Source organism: Ochrobactrum sp. AN78 (assembly GCF_029909885.1).
In the GTDB taxonomy this organism is placed as follows: Bacteria; Pseudomonadota; Alphaproteobacteria; order Rhizobiales; family Rhizobiaceae; genus Brucella; species Brucella quorumnocens.
Genome location: NZ_JASAMU010000003.1, coordinates 22,280 through 38,893 on the forward strand (window position 1 = coordinate 22,280; position 16,614 = coordinate 38,893).

Genomic DNA, 16,614 nt, shown 5'->3' on the forward strand with positions numbered 1-16,614 from the left:
GTTAAGCCCTCGTCATTTCGCGTGCGATGATGATCCGCTGAATTTGCGAAGTACCCTCATACAGACGAAAGAGGCGCACATCACGATAGAAGTGTTCGACAGCATAGTCCTGCATATAACCTGACCCGCCATGTATCTGAACAGCGTGGTCAGCAATGCGGCCCACCATTTCCGAACAGTAAAGCTTGCAGCTTGCAGCTTTGCGGATGATGGCTGGGTCTTTGTCATCGAAAGCGCGTGCAGCATCAAGCACCATGCAGCGTGCGGCATAGGCCTCTGTGCTCATGTCCGCGAGCATAGCCTGTATCATCTGATGTTCTGCAATCGGCTTGCCGAATTGAACACGGCTTTTTGCGAAGTCGACGGCCTCGTCAATCAATCGCTCTGCCATGCCTGTGCATACGGAAGATATATGCAATCTTCCACGATTGAGCACTTTCATTGCCGTCTTGAAACCCCGGCCTTCTATCCCGCCGATGATATTTTCTGCGGGTACCCGAACGTTTTCCAGATAGACATCGCAGGTTTGAGTGCCGCGTTGCCCCATCTTGTGATCGGCTTTTCCAACGCTCAAACCGGGCGAGTTGCGGTCAACAAGAAAGGCCGTGACGCCGGAAGGTCCAGCTTCGCCTGTTCGTGCCATGAGAGTGAAAACTCCAGCGATCGGCGCATTGGTTATGAAGCGCTTCACGCCATTGAGAACGTAATCATCGCCGTCTCTTACAGCCGTGGTTTTAACAGCGCCTGCATCGGAACCAACATCGGGTTCCGTCAAAGCAAAGGAGCCGATAATCTCGCCGCTCGCAAGCTTGGGTAGCCAATAGGTTTTCTGGGCTTCAGTTCCGTCAACAATGATCCCTTGCGACCCGATGCCGTTGTTGGTTCCGATGACGGAGCGGAATGCTGGTGAGGTATAGCCGAGCTCAAAGCCGACGAGAACTTCTTCCTCCATCGTCAAGCCAAGCCCATCATATTCTTCGGGGATTGAAAGCCCGAACAAGCCCATCGCCCTCATGTCATCAATGACATCTTCCGGGATACTGTTTGTCTCTTCCACCTGTTTTTCGACAGGCATCAGCCGCTCCCGAACGAAGCGTCTGATCGCATTTATGAGTGATTGGAAGGTCTCCGGATCGCGGATCATAAGTTGCCCCTTCACGCGTGATTTCAACAAAGATGAAGCACGTCGCGTTTTGCAGAAATATCCTATTGCTAATGGAATGTTTCATAGATTAAAGTTCGAAACAATATAAAATGAAATTAAATTCCATTTGTAGTTTTGGCTGTGATTGGAGTTGGTTCAGGGGAAGTTAGGGAGAGGATGACCGAGCTTACCGATGTGGTGATTGAGAGCCGTCCGGCGACTGGTGTTGCTTTACTGGAGATCAATCGTCCAGAAGCACTCAATGCTTTGAATATGGATATTCGGCAGAAGCTGTCTGAAGCTGTGGATCGCCTTGCTGCTGATCGCGAAACGCGAGTTATCGTCATTGCCGGCAGAAGCGGAAATTTTGCCGCTGGGTCAGACTTGAAAGTGTTCGCGCAAACTGGTGCAGGAGAAATCCTTGCGCAGCGGCTTCACCGTTACTGGGAAAGTCTCGCGCGCTGCCCGAAGCCTGTGATTGCTGCCGTTGAAGGCTATGCACTGGGTGGTGGCTGTGAGCTTGCGATGCATGCCGATATTATCGTTGCTTCGCGGACTGCGAATTTCGGTCAGCCAGAAATCAAGCTTGGGCTTATGCCGGGCGCGGGCGGCACGCAGAGGCTTTTGCGGGCGATAGGTAAATACAAGACCATGTTATTGACGTTGACCGGCGAAATGCTTTCAGCCGTCGATGCCGAAAGCTATGGCCTTGTCAGTCGGTTGACGGATGAGGGAAAAGCGCTCGAGGAAGCCCTGAAGCTTGCCGGGAAAATAGCGTTGATGCCGCCGCTTGCGGCAGAGCAGATCAAAGAAGCGGTAATGTATGGTGAGGATGCGCCTCTGGAAACCGCTTTGAGACTGGAGCGTAAGGCATTCCAACTTCTTTTCGACACAGAAGATAAGAGGGAAGGGATCGATGCCTTCTTGTCCAAGCGCAAGCCAGAGTTCAAGGGGCGCTGAGATGGATGTGATGTCAGGCCCCATCAGAGAAGTTGGTATCATTGGCGCTGGGATTATGGGCATCGGCATTGCTGAAACAATGGCTGCTGCCGATTTGAAAGTTTACCTGTTCGATCAGCTTCCGGGCAAAGCAGAGACAGCGAAGTGCGACCTTTCAAAACGTCTGGACACTCGAGTTGCACGCGGGAAACTGGAAGCTGCTAAAGCAGCGAATACTCTGGACCAGATTATACCTATCAGCGCCTTGAAGGAGTTGGCTTCGGCAGATTTGGTTATCGAAGCCATTGTGGAAGATCTGGGTGTGAAGCGCGAGCTGATTGCATCCCTGGAAGCGCATCTATCGCCTCAAACGATTATCGCGACGAACACATCGTCTTTATCCGTCACTGCAATCGCGGGAAAAGCTGAAAACCCGCAACACGTGGTGGGTTTTCATTTCTTTAATCCTGTTCCGCTGATGCGGGTTGTGGAAGTGATCAAAGGTGCACTGACAAGTGATGCGGTCCTAGAGCGTCTGAAAGAACTTGCAGAGCGGATTGGCCATAGACCAGTCATGGCTGCTGATACTCCGGGGTTTATCGTCAACCATGCCGGTCGCGCCTATGGCACGGAAGCACTTGCGATGATCCGCGAAAGCGTTGCAGATTTCGCGACTATCGACGCTATTCTGCGTGATGCTGCGGGTTTCCGTATGGGGCCTTTCGAGCTTCTCGATCTGACAGGGCTTGATGTCTCCCATCCGGTCATGGAAGCGATTTACGGCCAATATTATCAGGAGCCGCGTTATCGACCTTCAGTGATTACGCGCCAGCGTCTTGATGCGGGCCTGCTTGGACGCAAGAGTGGACGCGGCTTTTATGACTACTCTGACGATTCAATTATGATCACGACCACTGATGAACAAGGCAGTCTACCAAAATCGGTGACGATCATCGGCGATACGCCCGAAAAAGCGCTGCAAAAAGTTGCGGAACTGGCAGGCGTTCAAATCAGTGATGATGCGCGTTCGAGTTCACTGGTTCTGATTGGTTTGATTGGCGATGATCTGACCTCGACAATCGTCCGCGAAGGCCTCGATGCGGCCAATACGATTGGTTTTGATCCGCTATTCGGCATCCACAAGCATCGCACGCTGATTGCTTCGCCGGGAGCAACTGACAATGCGCGAGAACAAGCTTTAGCTCTTGCGCAATCCGACGGTGTCAAAGCGTCGGTGGTCGAAGACACATGCGGAACTGTTTGCCAACGCGTGTTGGCAATGATCGTGAATATCGCAGCCGACATTGTTCATCAGAAGATTGCGTCAGTTGATGATCTTGATGCCGCGGTGCGTTTGGGACTCGGTTATCCGCATGGGCCGCTCGTATGGGGCGACAGGATCGGTGCGGATGTGATTGTCCGCATTCTCGATGCCATTCATGAAAGAACCGGTGATCCGCGATATCGGGCCAGCCTTTGGCTGCGTCGCAGGGCCGAACTGAAACTGTCGCTCGCAGAATACAATTAGGGAACCTTTATCATGGCCGAAAAAATTGATCTGAAACCTTCTGCGCCCTGGTATCGGCTTAATGTGACGGGGGAGGACTGGCGCGCTGCGAAAGCCAGTGATCTGTTGAAATGGTATAGCCAGATGAAGCTCATCCGGCGCTTTGAGGAAAAAATACTCGACTTTGAAAAAGCCGGACTGGTCCACGGACCTGCTCATGCCAGCATCGGACAGGAAGCGGCAGCCGTGGGCGCCATGTCGATGCTTGGTTCCGACGATCAGATAAATGGTACGCACCGTGCGCATCATCAGGTGCTCACGAAGCTGATAAACGCACAGACGCCAACTGATTTCGATATTCTTCAGTCTGATTTTACCGACGACATGAACGATGCCGTCTATCGTCTGATGGCGGAAATCATGGGGCTTAATCCTGGATATTGCGGTGGTCGTGGCGGCTCTATGCATATGCGTGACGCTGCATCAGGCATTGCGGGAACGAGCGCGATTGTCGGCGGAAATATTCCGCATGCCGCCGGTTATGCACTTGCGGACAAGCTTCTTGGCAGGAAAGGTGTATCGGTCGCTTTCTTTGGCGATGGTGCTTCCCTGCAGGGCGCTACCTATGAAGCGATGAATATCGCCGCATTGTATCGTTTGCCGGTGATATTTTACGTTGAAAACAATCTCTACGCCGTATCCACGCATATTCAGGATGCCACGCGCGAAACACGCATTGCGTCGCGTGGTCCGATGCTCGGCTTTGCCGGCATTGAATGTGATGGGATGGATGTTGTTGCCGTTCATCAGGCGATGCGTGACGCCTGCCGTATCATCGAAGAAGAGGGCGGCCCGGTCGTTATCGAAGCGCAATGCTATCGTTATCTGCATCAAAGCGGAAGCAAAGCTGGTAGCGATTTTGGTTATCGTACCGGCGAAGAAGAAGAAGAATGGAAGCGCCGAGACCCCATCGCACAGGCGGAGCGGTGGTTGAAGGAACTCGGCATTGCAGACGATGCCGAATTGGCCCAGATCGATGAAAAGGTGAGCGCTGCGGTGCAGACTGCTGGCGGACGTCTGACGGAGACTGCACCCGGCAGCAATGTTCTGCGTATTCCAGACGCCTTGTGGCCTTCGCCGCAGAGTGTCGATGAAGGCATCCTGGGTGACGGCAAAGAATTTGACGATGCTCGCTTTCGCGAAATTGAGGACTATTCTCCCGACGAGCTTGAGAAGGTACGTTTTGCTGCGGCAGCGTCTGACGTCATTGGTCGGGCGATGGAAAAAGATCCCACAATCATCGTGATGGGCGAGGATGTTCATCGCTTTGCCGGTGGTGTGAGTGGTTTTACCAAAAACGCGCTCGAACAGTTTCCCAGCAGAGTTCTGGCCATGCCGATTGCCGAAAATGGCTTTACGGGTGTTGCTTTGGGGGCGGCATTACGCGGGCTGCGGCCAGTCGTAGAAATCATGTTTGGTGACTTCTGTTTCGTTGCAGCCGACCAGATTGCAAACGGTATTTCGAAAGTCCGTCACATGTTCGGCGATGGGTTTCTCGTTCCGATTGTTTTGCGCGTTCGTGTGTCTCCGCATACGGGCTATGGTTCCCAGCATTCAGGCGATCCGTCGGCTTTGTTTGCGATGTTTCCGGGATGGCGCGTCGTTTCACCAACCAATGCCTTCGACTATGTCGGTCTGATGAACAGCGCGCTCCGGTCTAACGATCCTGTGGCAATTATCGAGCATGTCGAATTCTACCAGCGTGAGAGCTTGGTGCCCAAGGATGACCGTGATTATTGCATTCCGCTTGGGAAGGCGCGGGTGGTCAGGTCTGGTTCGGCATGCACCGTGCTTGCGACATCGGTGATGGTGCAGGCTTCGGTTAAAGCTGCCGACGAATCCGGTATTGATGCCGAGATTATCGATATGCGAAGCCTCGACATGACCGGCATCGACTGGGAGCTTATTGGTCAATCTATCGCTAAGACCAATCGTGTGGTGATTGCCGAGCAGGTCGCAAGCGGGTTGTCGCTTGGACGACATTGGGCCGCTGAAATCCAGCGGCGTTTCTTCAACGATCTTGACCACGAAATTCTTCATGTGACGGGCAGTTTGTCGTCGCCTGTAGTTTCGCTGGTCTTGAATAAGGCGGCTCTCGGGTCGGCGGAAAAAGTTCGGGCGGCGCTTGAACAAATCACGCGTACTGCCTGATGAATTGATCATAAAAAGAGAAAAACGAGGAACACAATGAAAAATGGGAAAACAGGGCTCAACCGCCTTTTGACGATGAATTTCAAAAGCGTGATGATGGCTGCAACGCTGTTGACTGCCGTTCCGGCAGCCTATGCGCAAAATGCGGATTCACTTGTTATCGCGCGTAACATGGACATCAATTCGCTCGATCCACACCGGACCTTCTGCGATACGTGCCAGATTTATGACTCTGCAGTCTATGAAGGTCTTCTGTCGCTGGACAAGGACAATAAGGTCATCCCAGTTCTCGCTGAAAGCTATACAGCTAATGGCGACCAGACTGAGTTTACCTTCAAGATCAATCCGAAAGCCATATTCTCGGATGGTGCCAAAGTCGAAGCCAAGGACGTCAAGTGGTCTTGGGAACGCCTGAAGAATGTTAAGGGTAGCCCGTCATTTCTCGCGGATACAATCGACTCGATAGAAACGCCTGATGAAGCAACGGTGGTTGTAAAGACCAAGGCGCCGAACTCGGAATTCTTCAACGTGGTGGCTTCGCCCTATTTCGGTATCGTCAACAGTAAGGTAGCGACCGAAGAGGCGAAGGCCGTTAACGGTGCGGATGCCGCTGAAAAGGATAATGCAGAGGCATGGTTTCTGGCCAATTCGGCTGGCAGTGGCCCATTCGTTTTGGCCGCTTACGAACCCAATTCCGAACTGCGTCTGAAGCGTAATGACAAGTATTGGCGCGAGGCTCCGAAGGTTGCGGAGGTCGTTATCCGTCAGGTGAAGGATGCTGTGGCGCAGGCGCAGATGCTTGAAAATGGCTCTGCTGATATCGCAATGCAGATTGACCCGGAAACGGCTAAAACCATTCGCAATCCGGATGTGAAAGTCGACTCCATTCACTCCTATAACTTTATCTACATCGCGCTTTCGCCGGGCGCAAAATCAAACGAAGTACCGCTGACGCCTGAAGTGCGTGAAGCAATTTCCACGGCCATTGATCGTGAAACTTTGCTCGATTTCATGCTGGGCGACAAAGGCCAGTTGATTGGCGCTGCTATTCCGATCGGCTTTCCTGGCGGCTCGGATCATAAAATCCCTGAATATAATCCGGATAAGGCAAAGGAACTGCTGGCGAAAGCAGGGCATCCAGATGGCTTCAAGCTTGAGGCAACCTATCCAAATCTGAATGTTTATGGCGTTGATTTCACTCAGATGATGCAGAAGATCCAGCAAGATCTGTCGAAGGTGAACATCAAGGTTGAGTTGCAGCCTGTTTCCTTTGCAACATGGCGTGAAAAGGTGAACGGAGACGGCACACCGTTGACGGTGGTCTATTATGCACCAGATTTCTACGGCACATCACAATATGTCGATGCGTTTGGCCTGGCCAAGGGCAGCCTATGGGCCAAGCGAGCCGGTGAAGCGCGTGACCCGTCATTCGTAATTGGCGATATTCAGCAGGTCATGGCTGATGCTCTCAAAGCGCCTGCCGATCAGGCAGATAAGGTGTGGTTTCAGGCTGGCGAGAAAATGGCCGCTGCCAATGTGATCATTCCGATGCTGAGCCCGGATGTCATTCTGGCCTACAACAACAAGGTGAACGGCGTTCGCTATTCTGCCTGTTGCAACCTGCCATTGGCCGAGATTTCACTCGCCAAGTAAGCTGAACAGTTGAAATAGAAAAGGCCGGAGAGTGATCTCCGGCCTTTTTTGTTCTATGCGGATTCCGTCAGCGGGCTGAATTTGCAAGCTCGCTGAGGATGCGCAAGGAAAGGCTGCGTTTTTCAAGGTGAGGCATGTGCCCGCACGCTTCAAACGCATGAAGGGCCACATTGTCGGGAAGATTGCGACTATGTTTGAATGGCAGGATGCGATCCTGTTTTCCAAAGATCACGCGAACCGGTATCTCCAGCGACGCGAGATCCTCGATAATCGAAATGGTCTGTGTGCCATCGGCAAAGAAGTGTTCGGCAAAAGCCGCCATCGCGTCGCTTAAGCGCCGATCCTGTCGTTGTTGTACGACCGCAGAAATGAAGGTTTCCGAGATGATATCCTTCACATGAACCAGCTCATGCAGCCATGGGGTGATGCTCTCTTTTGATTTGGCGCGCACGAAATTTTCGACAAATCCGACATTGATTTCGGCACCCAGACCTCCCGGTGCAAACAGCCCCAGAGCACGGATGTCGATATTGCCTCGAGCCGCCAGCCGCGCGCTGACGGTCGCACCGAAGGAATGCCCCACCATAATCGTTGCTGCGAGATTAAGTTGTTTGATAGTGGCTTCCACGAGGGCTGCAACCGCATCAAGGTCTGCAACGGCTTCAAGCGGCGAGGCGCCATGCGAAGGCAGGTCGATAGCGAGCAAAGGCTGCTGCCATTGGCTTCCCGCGAAAAGTCCACGCCAGTTGTTATGGTCGGACGCGAAGCCGTGCAGGAGCACCAGTGGTATGCCTTCACCCTTGCGCAACCAGACGGCGTTCAAGACAGTGTCACTATGAGAAGCGCTTGATTTGCCGCTGATTTGCCGTGGCAGAACATTACCAGTCTCTATTGCAGCGATGATATCTTTCTTCTGTATGCGCCCGCTCGGTCCACTGCCATTGATCTGTGAAAGATCAATCCCGGCATCGCCAGCGAGGCGTTTTGCAAGTGGTGTTGCAACCATTCTGCCGGTCTGTGTGGTGTTTGAACGGATATCCGATGCCGGGATCTCAGAAACCTCGTTTGGTTCAGGAGCTTGTTCGGCAGTGGTTTCCGAGGCGGGTTTTGATGGGGCGACAGAAATTACTTCGCCCTGTAAGAACAGGCTCGCGACACTTTGGCCGACGTCGATCTCATCGGAGGTCGATGGTTTGAGAATTTTCAGCGTGCCGCCGTGAGGGGCATCCACTTCAACAACTGTTTTATCGTTATCGATTTCAAACAGCAGCTGCCCCTGCCGTACCTCGTCACCGTCCTTTACGTGCCAACGTGAGATTGTGCCGGAATTGGTTTCCAGACTGACTTTTGGATATAGAATATCGGTGGCCATGAGATTTCCTGCATCAATCTACTACGTCGCCGCTGGCGATGTTAGGGTAAGGATGTATGTGAAAACGCGTCTGTATTGCCGATCAATCGTTCCTGCAGTTCAACGGTAAGTTGTCTGAGTGCTGGTCCGATTTCGGCGTAACAAGCGCCGCGCGGTGCAATGTCGGTGATGCCGCCGCAAGTGATTGCGACGAGCTGGGTTCCGTCGGTTGGCCGGAAAGGGATTCCAACAGCATTGATATAGCTGTACCAGTCGCCGCATGAAGCCACGAAGCCATCTCTTGCGAAGTCCTCAAGTGCGTGGCTGGTCAGTCGACGGATTTTCTCGGCATGTTCCGGTTCGGCAGCGAGCATTTGCTTGAGAAGAATCTCGCGCTGGGCTTCTTCCATACCGACATAATAGGAAAGTCCCATAGCTGTGCGCCAGATAGGCAATCTTGAGCCGACATTGAGACGTAGCGAGACGGGGTTTTCGGAGCGCGCATTGGCGATATAGACCATTTCGCGCTGCTCACGCAGGCCCATGGCCACGGCCACGCCCGTTTTTTCAGCAAGCTTTCGCATCAAAGGCATGGCCATATAGACGACAGCGTTCGAGCTCAGTCCCGAATAACCCAGCGAGATGGTTGCTGGGCCAATGCTGTAGCGACCGAGATTGTCGTCATAATTGAGATAGCCGAGATTGACCAAGGTCAGCGTCAAACGCGAAATCGTGGCTTTCGGCAATCCTGTACGGTCAATAAGCTCCTGATTCCCAAGCGAAATATCATTGGGGGTGAAGCTGCGCAAAATTTCCAGTCCTCGAACGAGGGCACTGGAAACCTGAGCGCTGTCTTTATCGAGGTCCACTGAACTGGGCTTCGCTCTTTTCTTCACGTTGTCTCCTGGACGATGTTGTCGATTTCAGTTTAAAGGAATGCGACTCCTGAAAATGAAATTTAATTTCATTTATATTGACGGCGCCAAATTTGCTTGTCAATACTATGCGCAAGGACGCACAAAAACTGCGCCAGATTTCCAGAATGGGAACCGTGCATGTCAAACTATCTCTTTAAGCGCCTCATTGCGATGCCATTTCTAATTCTGGGCATCGTCACTATGGCCTTTGCGCTCACCACGCTCACCAAAGGTGATCCGCTCACATCGATTGTGGCGGAGCAGCAAATGAATAATCCCGAGGTTGTGGCCGCCGCGAAGGCAAAATGGGGCCTCGATCGAAGCCTTCCCGAGCGCTACGTCATCTATCTGAAAAATCTTGTAACTGGCGATATGGGAACCTCGTTCGTCACAAAGCGACCTGTCAGCACGGATCTCATGGCGCGTTTACCCGCTACCATGGAACTGGTGTTGTCGGCGATGGTTCTTGGTTCCGTCGTCGGTATATTATTGGGAATTCTGGCAGCATATTATCGCGATAGTGCCATAGATCATGTGGCGCGCCTCTTTGCGCTGCTGGGTTCCTCTCTGCCAGTTTTCTGGTTGGGCCTCGCTGTTCTGTTTATCTTTTCGGTGAAGTTTGAGTTGCTTCCGGGGCCAGGTCGGCTTGATCCTCGTATGGCGCCACCCGTTGCTCTTACGGGCTTTATGACCATAGACAGTTTGCTTGCGGGAAATTTTGCAGCATTCAAAAATGCACTCGCTCACCTCATTCTTCCGGCAACGGTGTTGGGCTGGACAGTTGCTGGCACCATCTCGCGTTTGGTGCGCGCCAATATGCTGGATGTGATCGGGCGGGAATTCATTCTCACCGCAAGGGCCAAAGGTGCAGGTGAATTCCGCGTCGTGTTCCGCCACGCTCTTCGCAACATTCTTGTGCCGGTCCTGACGGTCATCAGCTACTCGTTTGCTTATCTTATTACGGGCGCTGTGTTGACCGAAACCATTTTTGCCTGGCCGGGCATGGGGTCCTATGCGGTTGAAGCTGCGCGTTCGCTGGACTTTCCTGCAATCATCGGCGTTACCATTGTTGGTGGTGTCATGTTCCTGGTGACGAACCTTTTGACTGACGTTGCCTATGTTCTCGCAAATCCGCGCGTTCGGTTGGGATAGGGGGAACAAATGGTTGCAACTGTAAATACTGTACCGCGCCAAATCAAAATACCTCGCTGGCTTACCCTGCCAGTTGCCATCGGCATCGTGGTTGTTGGCTTCTGGATCATCGCGACATTTTTCGCCCCCTATATGACACCTTACGATCCGCTTGATATGGTCGGGCGTCGTCTGCAGGCACCGAGTTGGTCTCACTGGCTTGGTACGGATGCCCTTGGACGCGACGTGCTGACGCGAACGCTCTATGGAGCGAAGCACTCTTTGCCTATTGCTCTTATTGTGGTGGCGAGCGCCGTGATTATCGGCGCTTTGGCGGGCGCAATCTCCGGCTATAAGGGCGGTTTCATCGGCTCTGCAATCATGCGTCTGGTCGATATAACATTGTCTTTTCCGCCAATGCTGCTCGCCATGGCCGTTGCCGCTTCGCTCGGACCGGGTCTGGAGAATGCTGCCATCGCAATGGTTATTGTTTGGTGGCCTGTTTATGCGCGGTTGATGCGCGCTCAGGTGCTGGAAGTGCGTGAACGCGAGCATGTGGAAGCAGCCATTGCATCGGGTGCAAGCAGCACGCGTGTTCTCATGAAGCATATTCTGCCGCTCTGCTGGACGCCGATATTGATCAGCGCGACGATGGATTTGGGACAGGTCATTCTGCTTGCCGCTTCGCTTAGCTTTATCGGACTTGGTGCAACGCCACCGACGCCGGAATGGGGCTCGATGATCGCGGAAGGTGCCGTCTATTTCTACAATTGGTGGATCGCCATGGGTCCGGGTATCGCCATTCTGACGATCGTTCTGGGGTTCAATTTCATCGGCGATGGTCTTCGCGACTATTTCGACCCGCGTTCGAAGTGATTGGAGAACAAGATGACAAATCCAAATGAGAACGCCAGTCTGTTTCGAATTGAGAACTTGCGCGTCGGTTTTGGTCGCGATGGCACAGTGCTCGATGCTGTCAGAGGCATCAATCTGGAACTGAAGCGCCGCGAGGTTTTGGGCATTGTTGGCGAATCCGGTTCGGGCAAATCCATCGGGATGCTGGCTTCCATCGGGCTAAATCCACCAAACTCAAAAGTCACAGGTTCGGTCACTTTTCTGGGTGAAGAGCTTGTCGGTAAATCACGCCGCGAAATGCGCAGTTTGCGCGGTTCAAAAATCGCTATGATTTTTCAGGACCCGCTTTCGTCGCTTAATCCGGTGATGAAGATCGGCGATCAGCTGATTGAAGCTTTGCAACTTCACCAAAGAAAACTAAACCGCAAGGCCGCAATGGCACGGGCTATCGAGTTGCTGGAACTTGTTTCCATCCCGCAACCGGATCAGCGGGTAAAGCAGTATCCGCATGAGTTTTCGGGTGGGATGCGGCAGCGTGTCATGATTGCTATGGCAGTTGCAAACGACCCGGAACTACTGATCGCTGACGAGCCGACCACCGCGCTCGACGTGACTGTTCAGGCGCAGATCATGGCAGTCTTGCGAGAGCTGCAAAACAAGCTGGGTCTGGGATTAATTCTCATCACTCACGATCTGGGTGTGCTCGCTGGTCACGCTGACCGCGTGGCGGTAGTCTATGCAGGCGAAGTGGTTGAAGAGGCGGATGTTTTCGAGCTTTTCGATAATCCTCGCCATCCTTATACGCGCGGTTTGATTGCTTCGATCCCTACGCTGAGCGACAGCGGCGGCAAGCTTTATTCCATTGAAGGTGCACCACCGGTTCTGGGTGCGTTTCCAACCGGCTGCGCATTTCATCCGCGTTGCGCCCACGCACAGGAAATTTGCAAAACAACACCACCCACATACCAGCATTTCGGACGCCATATATCGGCCTGCCACTTTGCTGAAAGCCTGCCTGCATACCAACGCAAGGCCGATATGCCGGTCACGAAAGAGGCCGTACTATGAATTCCGATTTTGCATCCCAGACGGCAACTCCATCCTTATCCGACGCAGCCCTTTCGGTTCGTAATTTGCGAAAGTCATTTCCAATCAAAGGTGGGACGATCTTTCAGCGTGACATTGCCGAGGTGAAGGCTGTCGACGACATTTCATTTGATCTGGCAAAGGGCGAAACCCTTGGTTTGGTCGGAGAATCTGGTTGCGGAAAATCGACACTTGGGCGCTGTCTGCTGCGCTTGATTGAGCCGACCAGCGGCGAGGTTCTCTTTCAGGGACAAAACGTGGCGCAGTTTTCGCCAAGAGAAATGCGTGCGGCGCGCAAGCATTTGCAATTTGTTTTTCAGGACCCGTTTGCTTCGCTGCATCCGCGTATGCGGATTGCGGAAAGCATCGCCGAACCTCTCCGTATCAGCGATCTTTCGCAGCCGCAGCGCAAAGAGCGAGTGGAAGAGATGTTGCGGCTCGTCAGGCTCAATCCAGAGCACGGCAAGCGGTATCCACACGAGCTTTCCGGCGGCCAGCGTCAACGTGTTGTGATTGCACGCGCCTTGGCGCTCAATCCGCAGGTCTTGGTGCTGGATGAACCGGTTTCAGCGCTTGATGTGTCTGTGCAGGCTGGTGTTTTGAACCTTCTTCAGGAAATTCAGGCTGAGTTTGGCACGTCCTATATTTTCATTGCCCATGATCTGTCGGTTGTCCGGCATATCTCGCACACGGTTGCGGTGATGTATCTTGGCCGCATCGTTGAAAAAGCTCCGGCCAACGAGCTCTATAGCCACCCGCTTCATCCCTATACGCAGGCTTTGATGTCGGCTGTGCCGCTCGCCGATCCGGTGATTGAGCGAAAGCGGCAGCAAATTCTCCTGAAAGGTGATGTGCCAAGCCCCATCAATCCGCCGTCTGGTTGTCCGTTCCGTACGCGCTGTTTCAGGGCGGAGGCAGTCTGTGCCGAGATCAGGCCTGAGTTGCAGATGCAGGGAAATGGCCATGCCGTGGCGTGTCATTTTCCGCAGGAATGGCGCTCGTAACAGTAATTTCGCCAATGAAGTTTGGCTATCAGCTCCCGCCGTTTGCGGGGTTGTTTGAGAAGGACGTGACCTTGACAATAATGAACGAGCTGAAGGTTCCCGTTGCGGGCGATAGTAACGCTGCTTTGCCACTGGCTGGAATAAAAGTTCTTGATCTCTCGCGCGTTCTTGCCGGTCCCTGGGCCACGATGAGTCTCGCCGATCTGGGAGCTGAGGTCTGGAAGATCGAAAATATTCAGGGCGGCGACGACACGCGTGCGTGGTCCGTTCCCAATTATAAGGGAGCGAGCACCTATTTTCTTTGCGCGAACCGCGGCAAGAAAAGTCTGGCGCTTGATTTGAAATCGCCTGAAGGGCTCAACATCATTTACGAACTGGCAAAGCAGGCTGATGTTGTCGTCGAAAACTTCCGAGCCGGAACCGTCGAGCGATTAAAGATTGATTACGATACTTTGAAGGCGCTTAACCCGGCGCTCATCTATTGCTCTATTTCCGGCTATGGCCAGACCGGACCTGAGGCTCAACGTCCGGGGTATGATTTTGTGGTTCAGGCTGAAAGCGGCTTGATGTCGATAACCGGACAAACCGACGGTGAACCGATGCGTATCGGTGTTGCTATGACGGATATTGTGGCTGGCATGGTCGGAACCCAATCCATTCTTGCGGCGCTCTATCAGCGCAAAACCACTGGTGTCGGGCAGTTTGTCGATATTTCATTGTTTGAATGCGCGCTTAATACGCTCATCAATATCGGCAGCGCACATCTGAATGGCGGCCATGTGCCCAAGCGCTTTGGCAACGCGCATCCGACTGTTGTTCCCTATCAGATTTTCGAATGCTCAGATGGTGCTTTTGCGCTTGCCGTTGGCAATGATCGTCAATTTGCTATCCTGTGCGAAAAGATTATCGATCTGCCTGAACTCGCAGCTGACGAGCGTTTTAAGACAGCAAGCGGTCGCGCCTTAAACCGGGCTGATCTGATACCGCCGATGGCAAAATGCTTCTCCAGCAATACGCGTGAATTCTGGATGGCTGAATGCTTGCGAATGGGTGTTCCTGCCGGTCAGGTGAAAACGGTCCCAGAAGCTTTTGAAAGCCCGAATGTATTGGCGCGTGAAGTCGTACAAACTCTGGAAAGCCCTTATCTGGGGCCGGTATCTCTGGTGCGGCCAGCGCAAGGGTTGGAAGCGCAAAAGCAGGCGTCTTACAAAGCGCCTCCGATGCTGGGTGAGGACAGTGTTTCTATTCTCGAAGACGTTCTCAATATGGACCAAAGCAAGCTGGCCGAGTTGATCGATGCTGGCGTCATTCACCAATATCAACCGACAGTTTGACAATAGGAGAGGACGATGGGACCTCAAGTGGAATATTCCGACGTACAGCTCTTCATTGATGGGAAATGGCGTGATGGGTCGCGTGGCGAGACGATAGAGGTTCTAAACCCTGCCACAAATGAGGCTATTGGCCAAATAGCCAAAGCCACGACCAATGATCTCGATGATGCACTGGCTGCTGCCGATCGCGGGTTTGAGATTTGGCGCAAGGTGTCGGCCTTTGATCGCTATAAAGTTTTGCGAAAAGCCGCTGATATCTTTCGCAGTCGTGGCGAAATTGTAGCCCATTTGCTGACGATGGAGCAGGGCAAGCCTCTTGCTGAAGCGCGCACCGAGGCTGCTGCTGCCTGCGATTTGATCGATTGGTTTGCGGAAGAAGCGCGCCGCAGCTATGGCCGTATCGTCCCACCGCGTTTTGCTCATGTGATGCAGACTGAGGTTAAGGAACCGGTCGGTCCTGTAGCGGCGTTTACACCCTGGAATTTTCCGATCAATCAATCGGTCCGCAAAATATCGGCTGCACTTGCTGCTGGCTGTTCCATTATTTTGAAAGCTGCGGAAGACACACCTGCTGCTCCGGCTGAGTTGGTGCGTGCTTTTGCTGATGCTGGTTTGCCAGACGGTGTCATCAATCTCGTTTATGGCGATCCGGCGGAAATATCGTCTTATCTCATTCCTCATCCCGTGATTAAGAAAGTGTCGTTTACTGGCTCTACACAGGTAGGGAAACAACTTGCGGCATTAAGCGGGTTGCATATGAAGCGGGCGACGATGGAGCTGGGCGGGCATGCACCGGTCATCATCATGGCAGATGCTGACGTCGATCAGGCGATCAAGGTTGCAGCCGCTGCCAAGTTTCGTAATGCGGGACAGATTTGCATCGCGCCAACTCGATTTCTGGTCGAAAAACCGGCTTACGAACGGGTCATTGAGGGACTTTCCAACTATGCAAGCGCGTTGAATGTCGGAAATGGTCTCGATGCAGAAACGACCATGGGGCCGCTGGTCAATGCACGCCGCGTCAATGCGATGGAACGCTTGATCGGCGAAGCAAAAGAACACAAGGCTACCGTGGTAACAGGTGGTGAGCGCATTGGTAATCGCGGTAATTTTTTCCAGCCAACCGTGCTGGCAGATGTGCCACGTGAGGCCGCGATTATGAACGAAGAACCGTTTGGCCCAGTAGCGCTGCTTAACAGTTTTCAGACGCTGGATGAGGCGTTGGGTGAGGCCAATCGGCTTAACTATGGTCTTGCGGCCTATGCATTCACCGGATCGTCAGCCAATGCCGCGAAAATCTCGTCGTCCGTACGCAGCGGAATGATCACCATCAATCATTATGGTCTGGCTCTGCCGGAAGTGCCATTCGGCGGCATCAACGATTCTGGTTACGGAACAGAAGGTGGTGCCGACGCGCTGGATGCCTATCAGAATACGAAATTCGTTTCGCATTTGCAGGCCTGAATACGCCCCAATCTTGTT

13 protein-coding genes are annotated in these 16,614 nt (G+C 53.0%); 10 read left to right on the forward strand and 3 right to left on the reverse strand.

All coding sequences use genetic code 11. The features are described from left to right. Position 1 precedes the first annotated feature (1 nt). On the reverse strand, positions 2-1,144 hold the full coding sequence (locus QBD00_RS06870; protein ID WP_318579006.1) for an acyl-CoA dehydrogenase family protein: 1,143 nt from the start codon (positions 1,142-1,144) through the stop codon (positions 2-4). Between the two features lie 177 nt (positions 1,145-1,321). Between QBD00_RS06870 and QBD00_RS06875 the strand changes: the two genes are divergently transcribed. The 4 genes from QBD00_RS06875 to QBD00_RS06890 all read left to right on the forward strand — a co-directional run bounded on the left by QBD00_RS06875 (position 1,322) and on the right by QBD00_RS06890 (position 7,454). Continuing rightward, positions 1,322-2,104 (forward strand): enoyl-CoA hydratase, encoded by a 783-nt coding sequence (locus QBD00_RS06875; RefSeq protein WP_318579007.1) that lies wholly within the window; start codon positions 1,322-1,324, stop codon positions 2,102-2,104. 1 nt (position 2,105) lies between these two features. Next, a complete protein-coding gene (locus QBD00_RS06880) occupies positions 2,106-3,611 on the forward strand; it encodes a 3-hydroxyacyl-CoA dehydrogenase (RefSeq protein ID WP_318579008.1) in 1,506 nt (501 codons plus the stop codon). A 12-nt stretch (positions 3,612-3,623) separates the two neighbouring features. Continuing rightward, positions 3,624-5,801, forward strand: coding sequence for a dehydrogenase E1 component subunit alpha/beta (locus tag QBD00_RS06885; protein ID WP_318579009.1), 2,178 nt, complete (start codon positions 3,624-3,626; stop codon positions 5,799-5,801). 93 nt (positions 5,802-5,894) lie between these two features. Further along, positions 5,895-7,454, forward strand: coding sequence for an ABC transporter substrate-binding protein (locus QBD00_RS06890; RefSeq protein WP_318579280.1), 1,560 nt, complete (start codon positions 5,895-5,897; stop codon positions 7,452-7,454). A gap of 67 nt (positions 7,455-7,521) precedes the next feature. Here QBD00_RS06890 and QBD00_RS06895 read toward each other — a convergent pair whose 3' ends face one another. Together QBD00_RS06895 and QBD00_RS06900 are read right to left on the reverse strand one after the other, a co-directional pair. After that, positions 7,522-8,826 (reverse strand): acetoin dehydrogenase dihydrolipoyllysine-residue acetyltransferase subunit, encoded by a 1,305-nt coding sequence (locus QBD00_RS06895; RefSeq protein ID WP_318579010.1) that lies wholly within the window; start codon positions 8,824-8,826, stop codon positions 7,522-7,524. A 41-nt stretch (positions 8,827-8,867) separates the two neighbouring features. Continuing rightward, on the reverse strand, positions 8,868-9,701 hold the full coding sequence (locus QBD00_RS06900; RefSeq protein ID WP_318579011.1) for an IclR family transcriptional regulator: 834 nt from the start codon (positions 9,699-9,701) through the stop codon (positions 8,868-8,870). Between the two features lie 159 nt (positions 9,702-9,860). On the opposite strand from QBD00_RS06900, the gene QBD00_RS06905 reads away from it, so the two are divergent. The 6 genes from QBD00_RS06905 (at position 9,861) to QBD00_RS06930 (ending at position 16,596) form a co-directional block, all read left to right on the forward strand. Continuing rightward, the gene (locus QBD00_RS06905) at positions 9,861-10,874 is read left to right on the forward strand and encodes an ABC transporter permease (RefSeq protein WP_191793087.1); all 1,014 of its coding nucleotides are present in this window, start codon (positions 9,861-9,863) and stop codon (positions 10,872-10,874) included. A 9-nt stretch (positions 10,875-10,883) separates the two neighbouring features. After that, the gene (locus QBD00_RS06910) at positions 10,884-11,729 is read left to right on the forward strand and encodes an ABC transporter permease (protein ID WP_264231897.1); all 846 of its coding nucleotides are present in this window, start codon (positions 10,884-10,886) and stop codon (positions 11,727-11,729) included. A gap of 12 nt (positions 11,730-11,741) precedes the next feature. Then, entirely contained in the window at positions 11,742-12,776 is a 1,035-nt protein-coding gene (locus QBD00_RS06915; RefSeq protein WP_318579012.1) for an ABC transporter ATP-binding protein, read from the forward strand. Then, positions 12,773-13,798: a dipeptide ABC transporter ATP-binding protein gene (locus tag QBD00_RS06920; RefSeq protein ID WP_318579013.1), complete on the forward strand. Its 1,026-nt coding sequence runs from the start codon at positions 12,773-12,775 to the stop codon at positions 13,796-13,798. Before QBD00_RS06915 ends, QBD00_RS06920 begins: the two co-directional genes overlap by 4 nt. 80 nt (positions 13,799-13,878) lie before the next feature. Then, entirely contained in the window at positions 13,879-15,132 is a 1,254-nt protein-coding gene (locus QBD00_RS06925) for a CaiB/BaiF CoA-transferase family protein (protein ID WP_318579281.1), read from the forward strand. Positions 15,133-15,147: 15 nt separating this feature from the next. Next, positions 15,148-16,596, forward strand: a complete 1,449-nt coding sequence (locus QBD00_RS06930; RefSeq protein ID WP_318579014.1) for an NAD-dependent succinate-semialdehyde dehydrogenase — start codon at positions 15,148-15,150, stop codon at positions 16,594-16,596. Positions 16,597-16,614: the final 18 nt, after the last annotated feature.

Excerpts from the sequence above, each read along its gene's own strand:
- QBD00_RS06880 (WP_318579008.1), top strand. The coding sequence starts at position 2,106 with ATGGATGTGATGTCAGGCCCCATCAGAGAAGTTGGTATCATTGGCGCT.
- QBD00_RS06915 (WP_318579012.1), top strand. The coding sequence starts at position 11,742 with ATGACAAATCCAAATGAGAACGCCAGTCTGTTTCGAATTGAGAACTTG.
- QBD00_RS06925 (WP_318579281.1), top strand. The coding sequence starts at position 13,879 with ATGAACGAGCTGAAGGTTCCCGTTGCGGGCGATAGTAACGCTGCTTTG.
- QBD00_RS06875 (WP_318579007.1), top strand. The coding sequence starts at position 1,322 with ATGACCGAGCTTACCGATGTGGTGATTGAGAGCCGTCCGGCGACTGGT.
- QBD00_RS06905 (WP_191793087.1), top strand. The coding sequence starts at position 9,861 with ATGTCAAACTATCTCTTTAAGCGCCTCATTGCGATGCCATTTCTAATT.
- QBD00_RS06930 (WP_318579014.1), top strand. The coding sequence starts at position 15,148 with ATGGGACCTCAAGTGGAATATTCCGACGTACAGCTCTTCATTGATGGG.
- QBD00_RS06870 (WP_318579006.1), bottom strand. The coding sequence starts at position 1,144 with ATGATCCGCGATCCGGAGACCTTCCAATCACTCATAAATGCGATCAGA.
- QBD00_RS06890 (WP_318579280.1), top strand. The coding sequence starts at position 5,895 with ATGATGGCTGCAACGCTGTTGACTGCCGTTCCGGCAGCCTATGCGCAA.
- QBD00_RS06885 (WP_318579009.1), top strand. The coding sequence starts at position 3,624 with ATGGCCGAAAAAATTGATCTGAAACCTTCTGCGCCCTGGTATCGGCTT.
- QBD00_RS06920 (WP_318579013.1), top strand. The coding sequence starts at position 12,773 with ATGAATTCCGATTTTGCATCCCAGACGGCAACTCCATCCTTATCCGAC.
- QBD00_RS06910 (WP_264231897.1), top strand. The coding sequence starts at position 10,884 with ATGGTTGCAACTGTAAATACTGTACCGCGCCAAATCAAAATACCTCGC.
- QBD00_RS06895 (WP_318579010.1), bottom strand. The coding sequence starts at position 8,826 with ATGGCCACCGATATTCTATATCCAAAAGTCAGTCTGGAAACCAATTCC.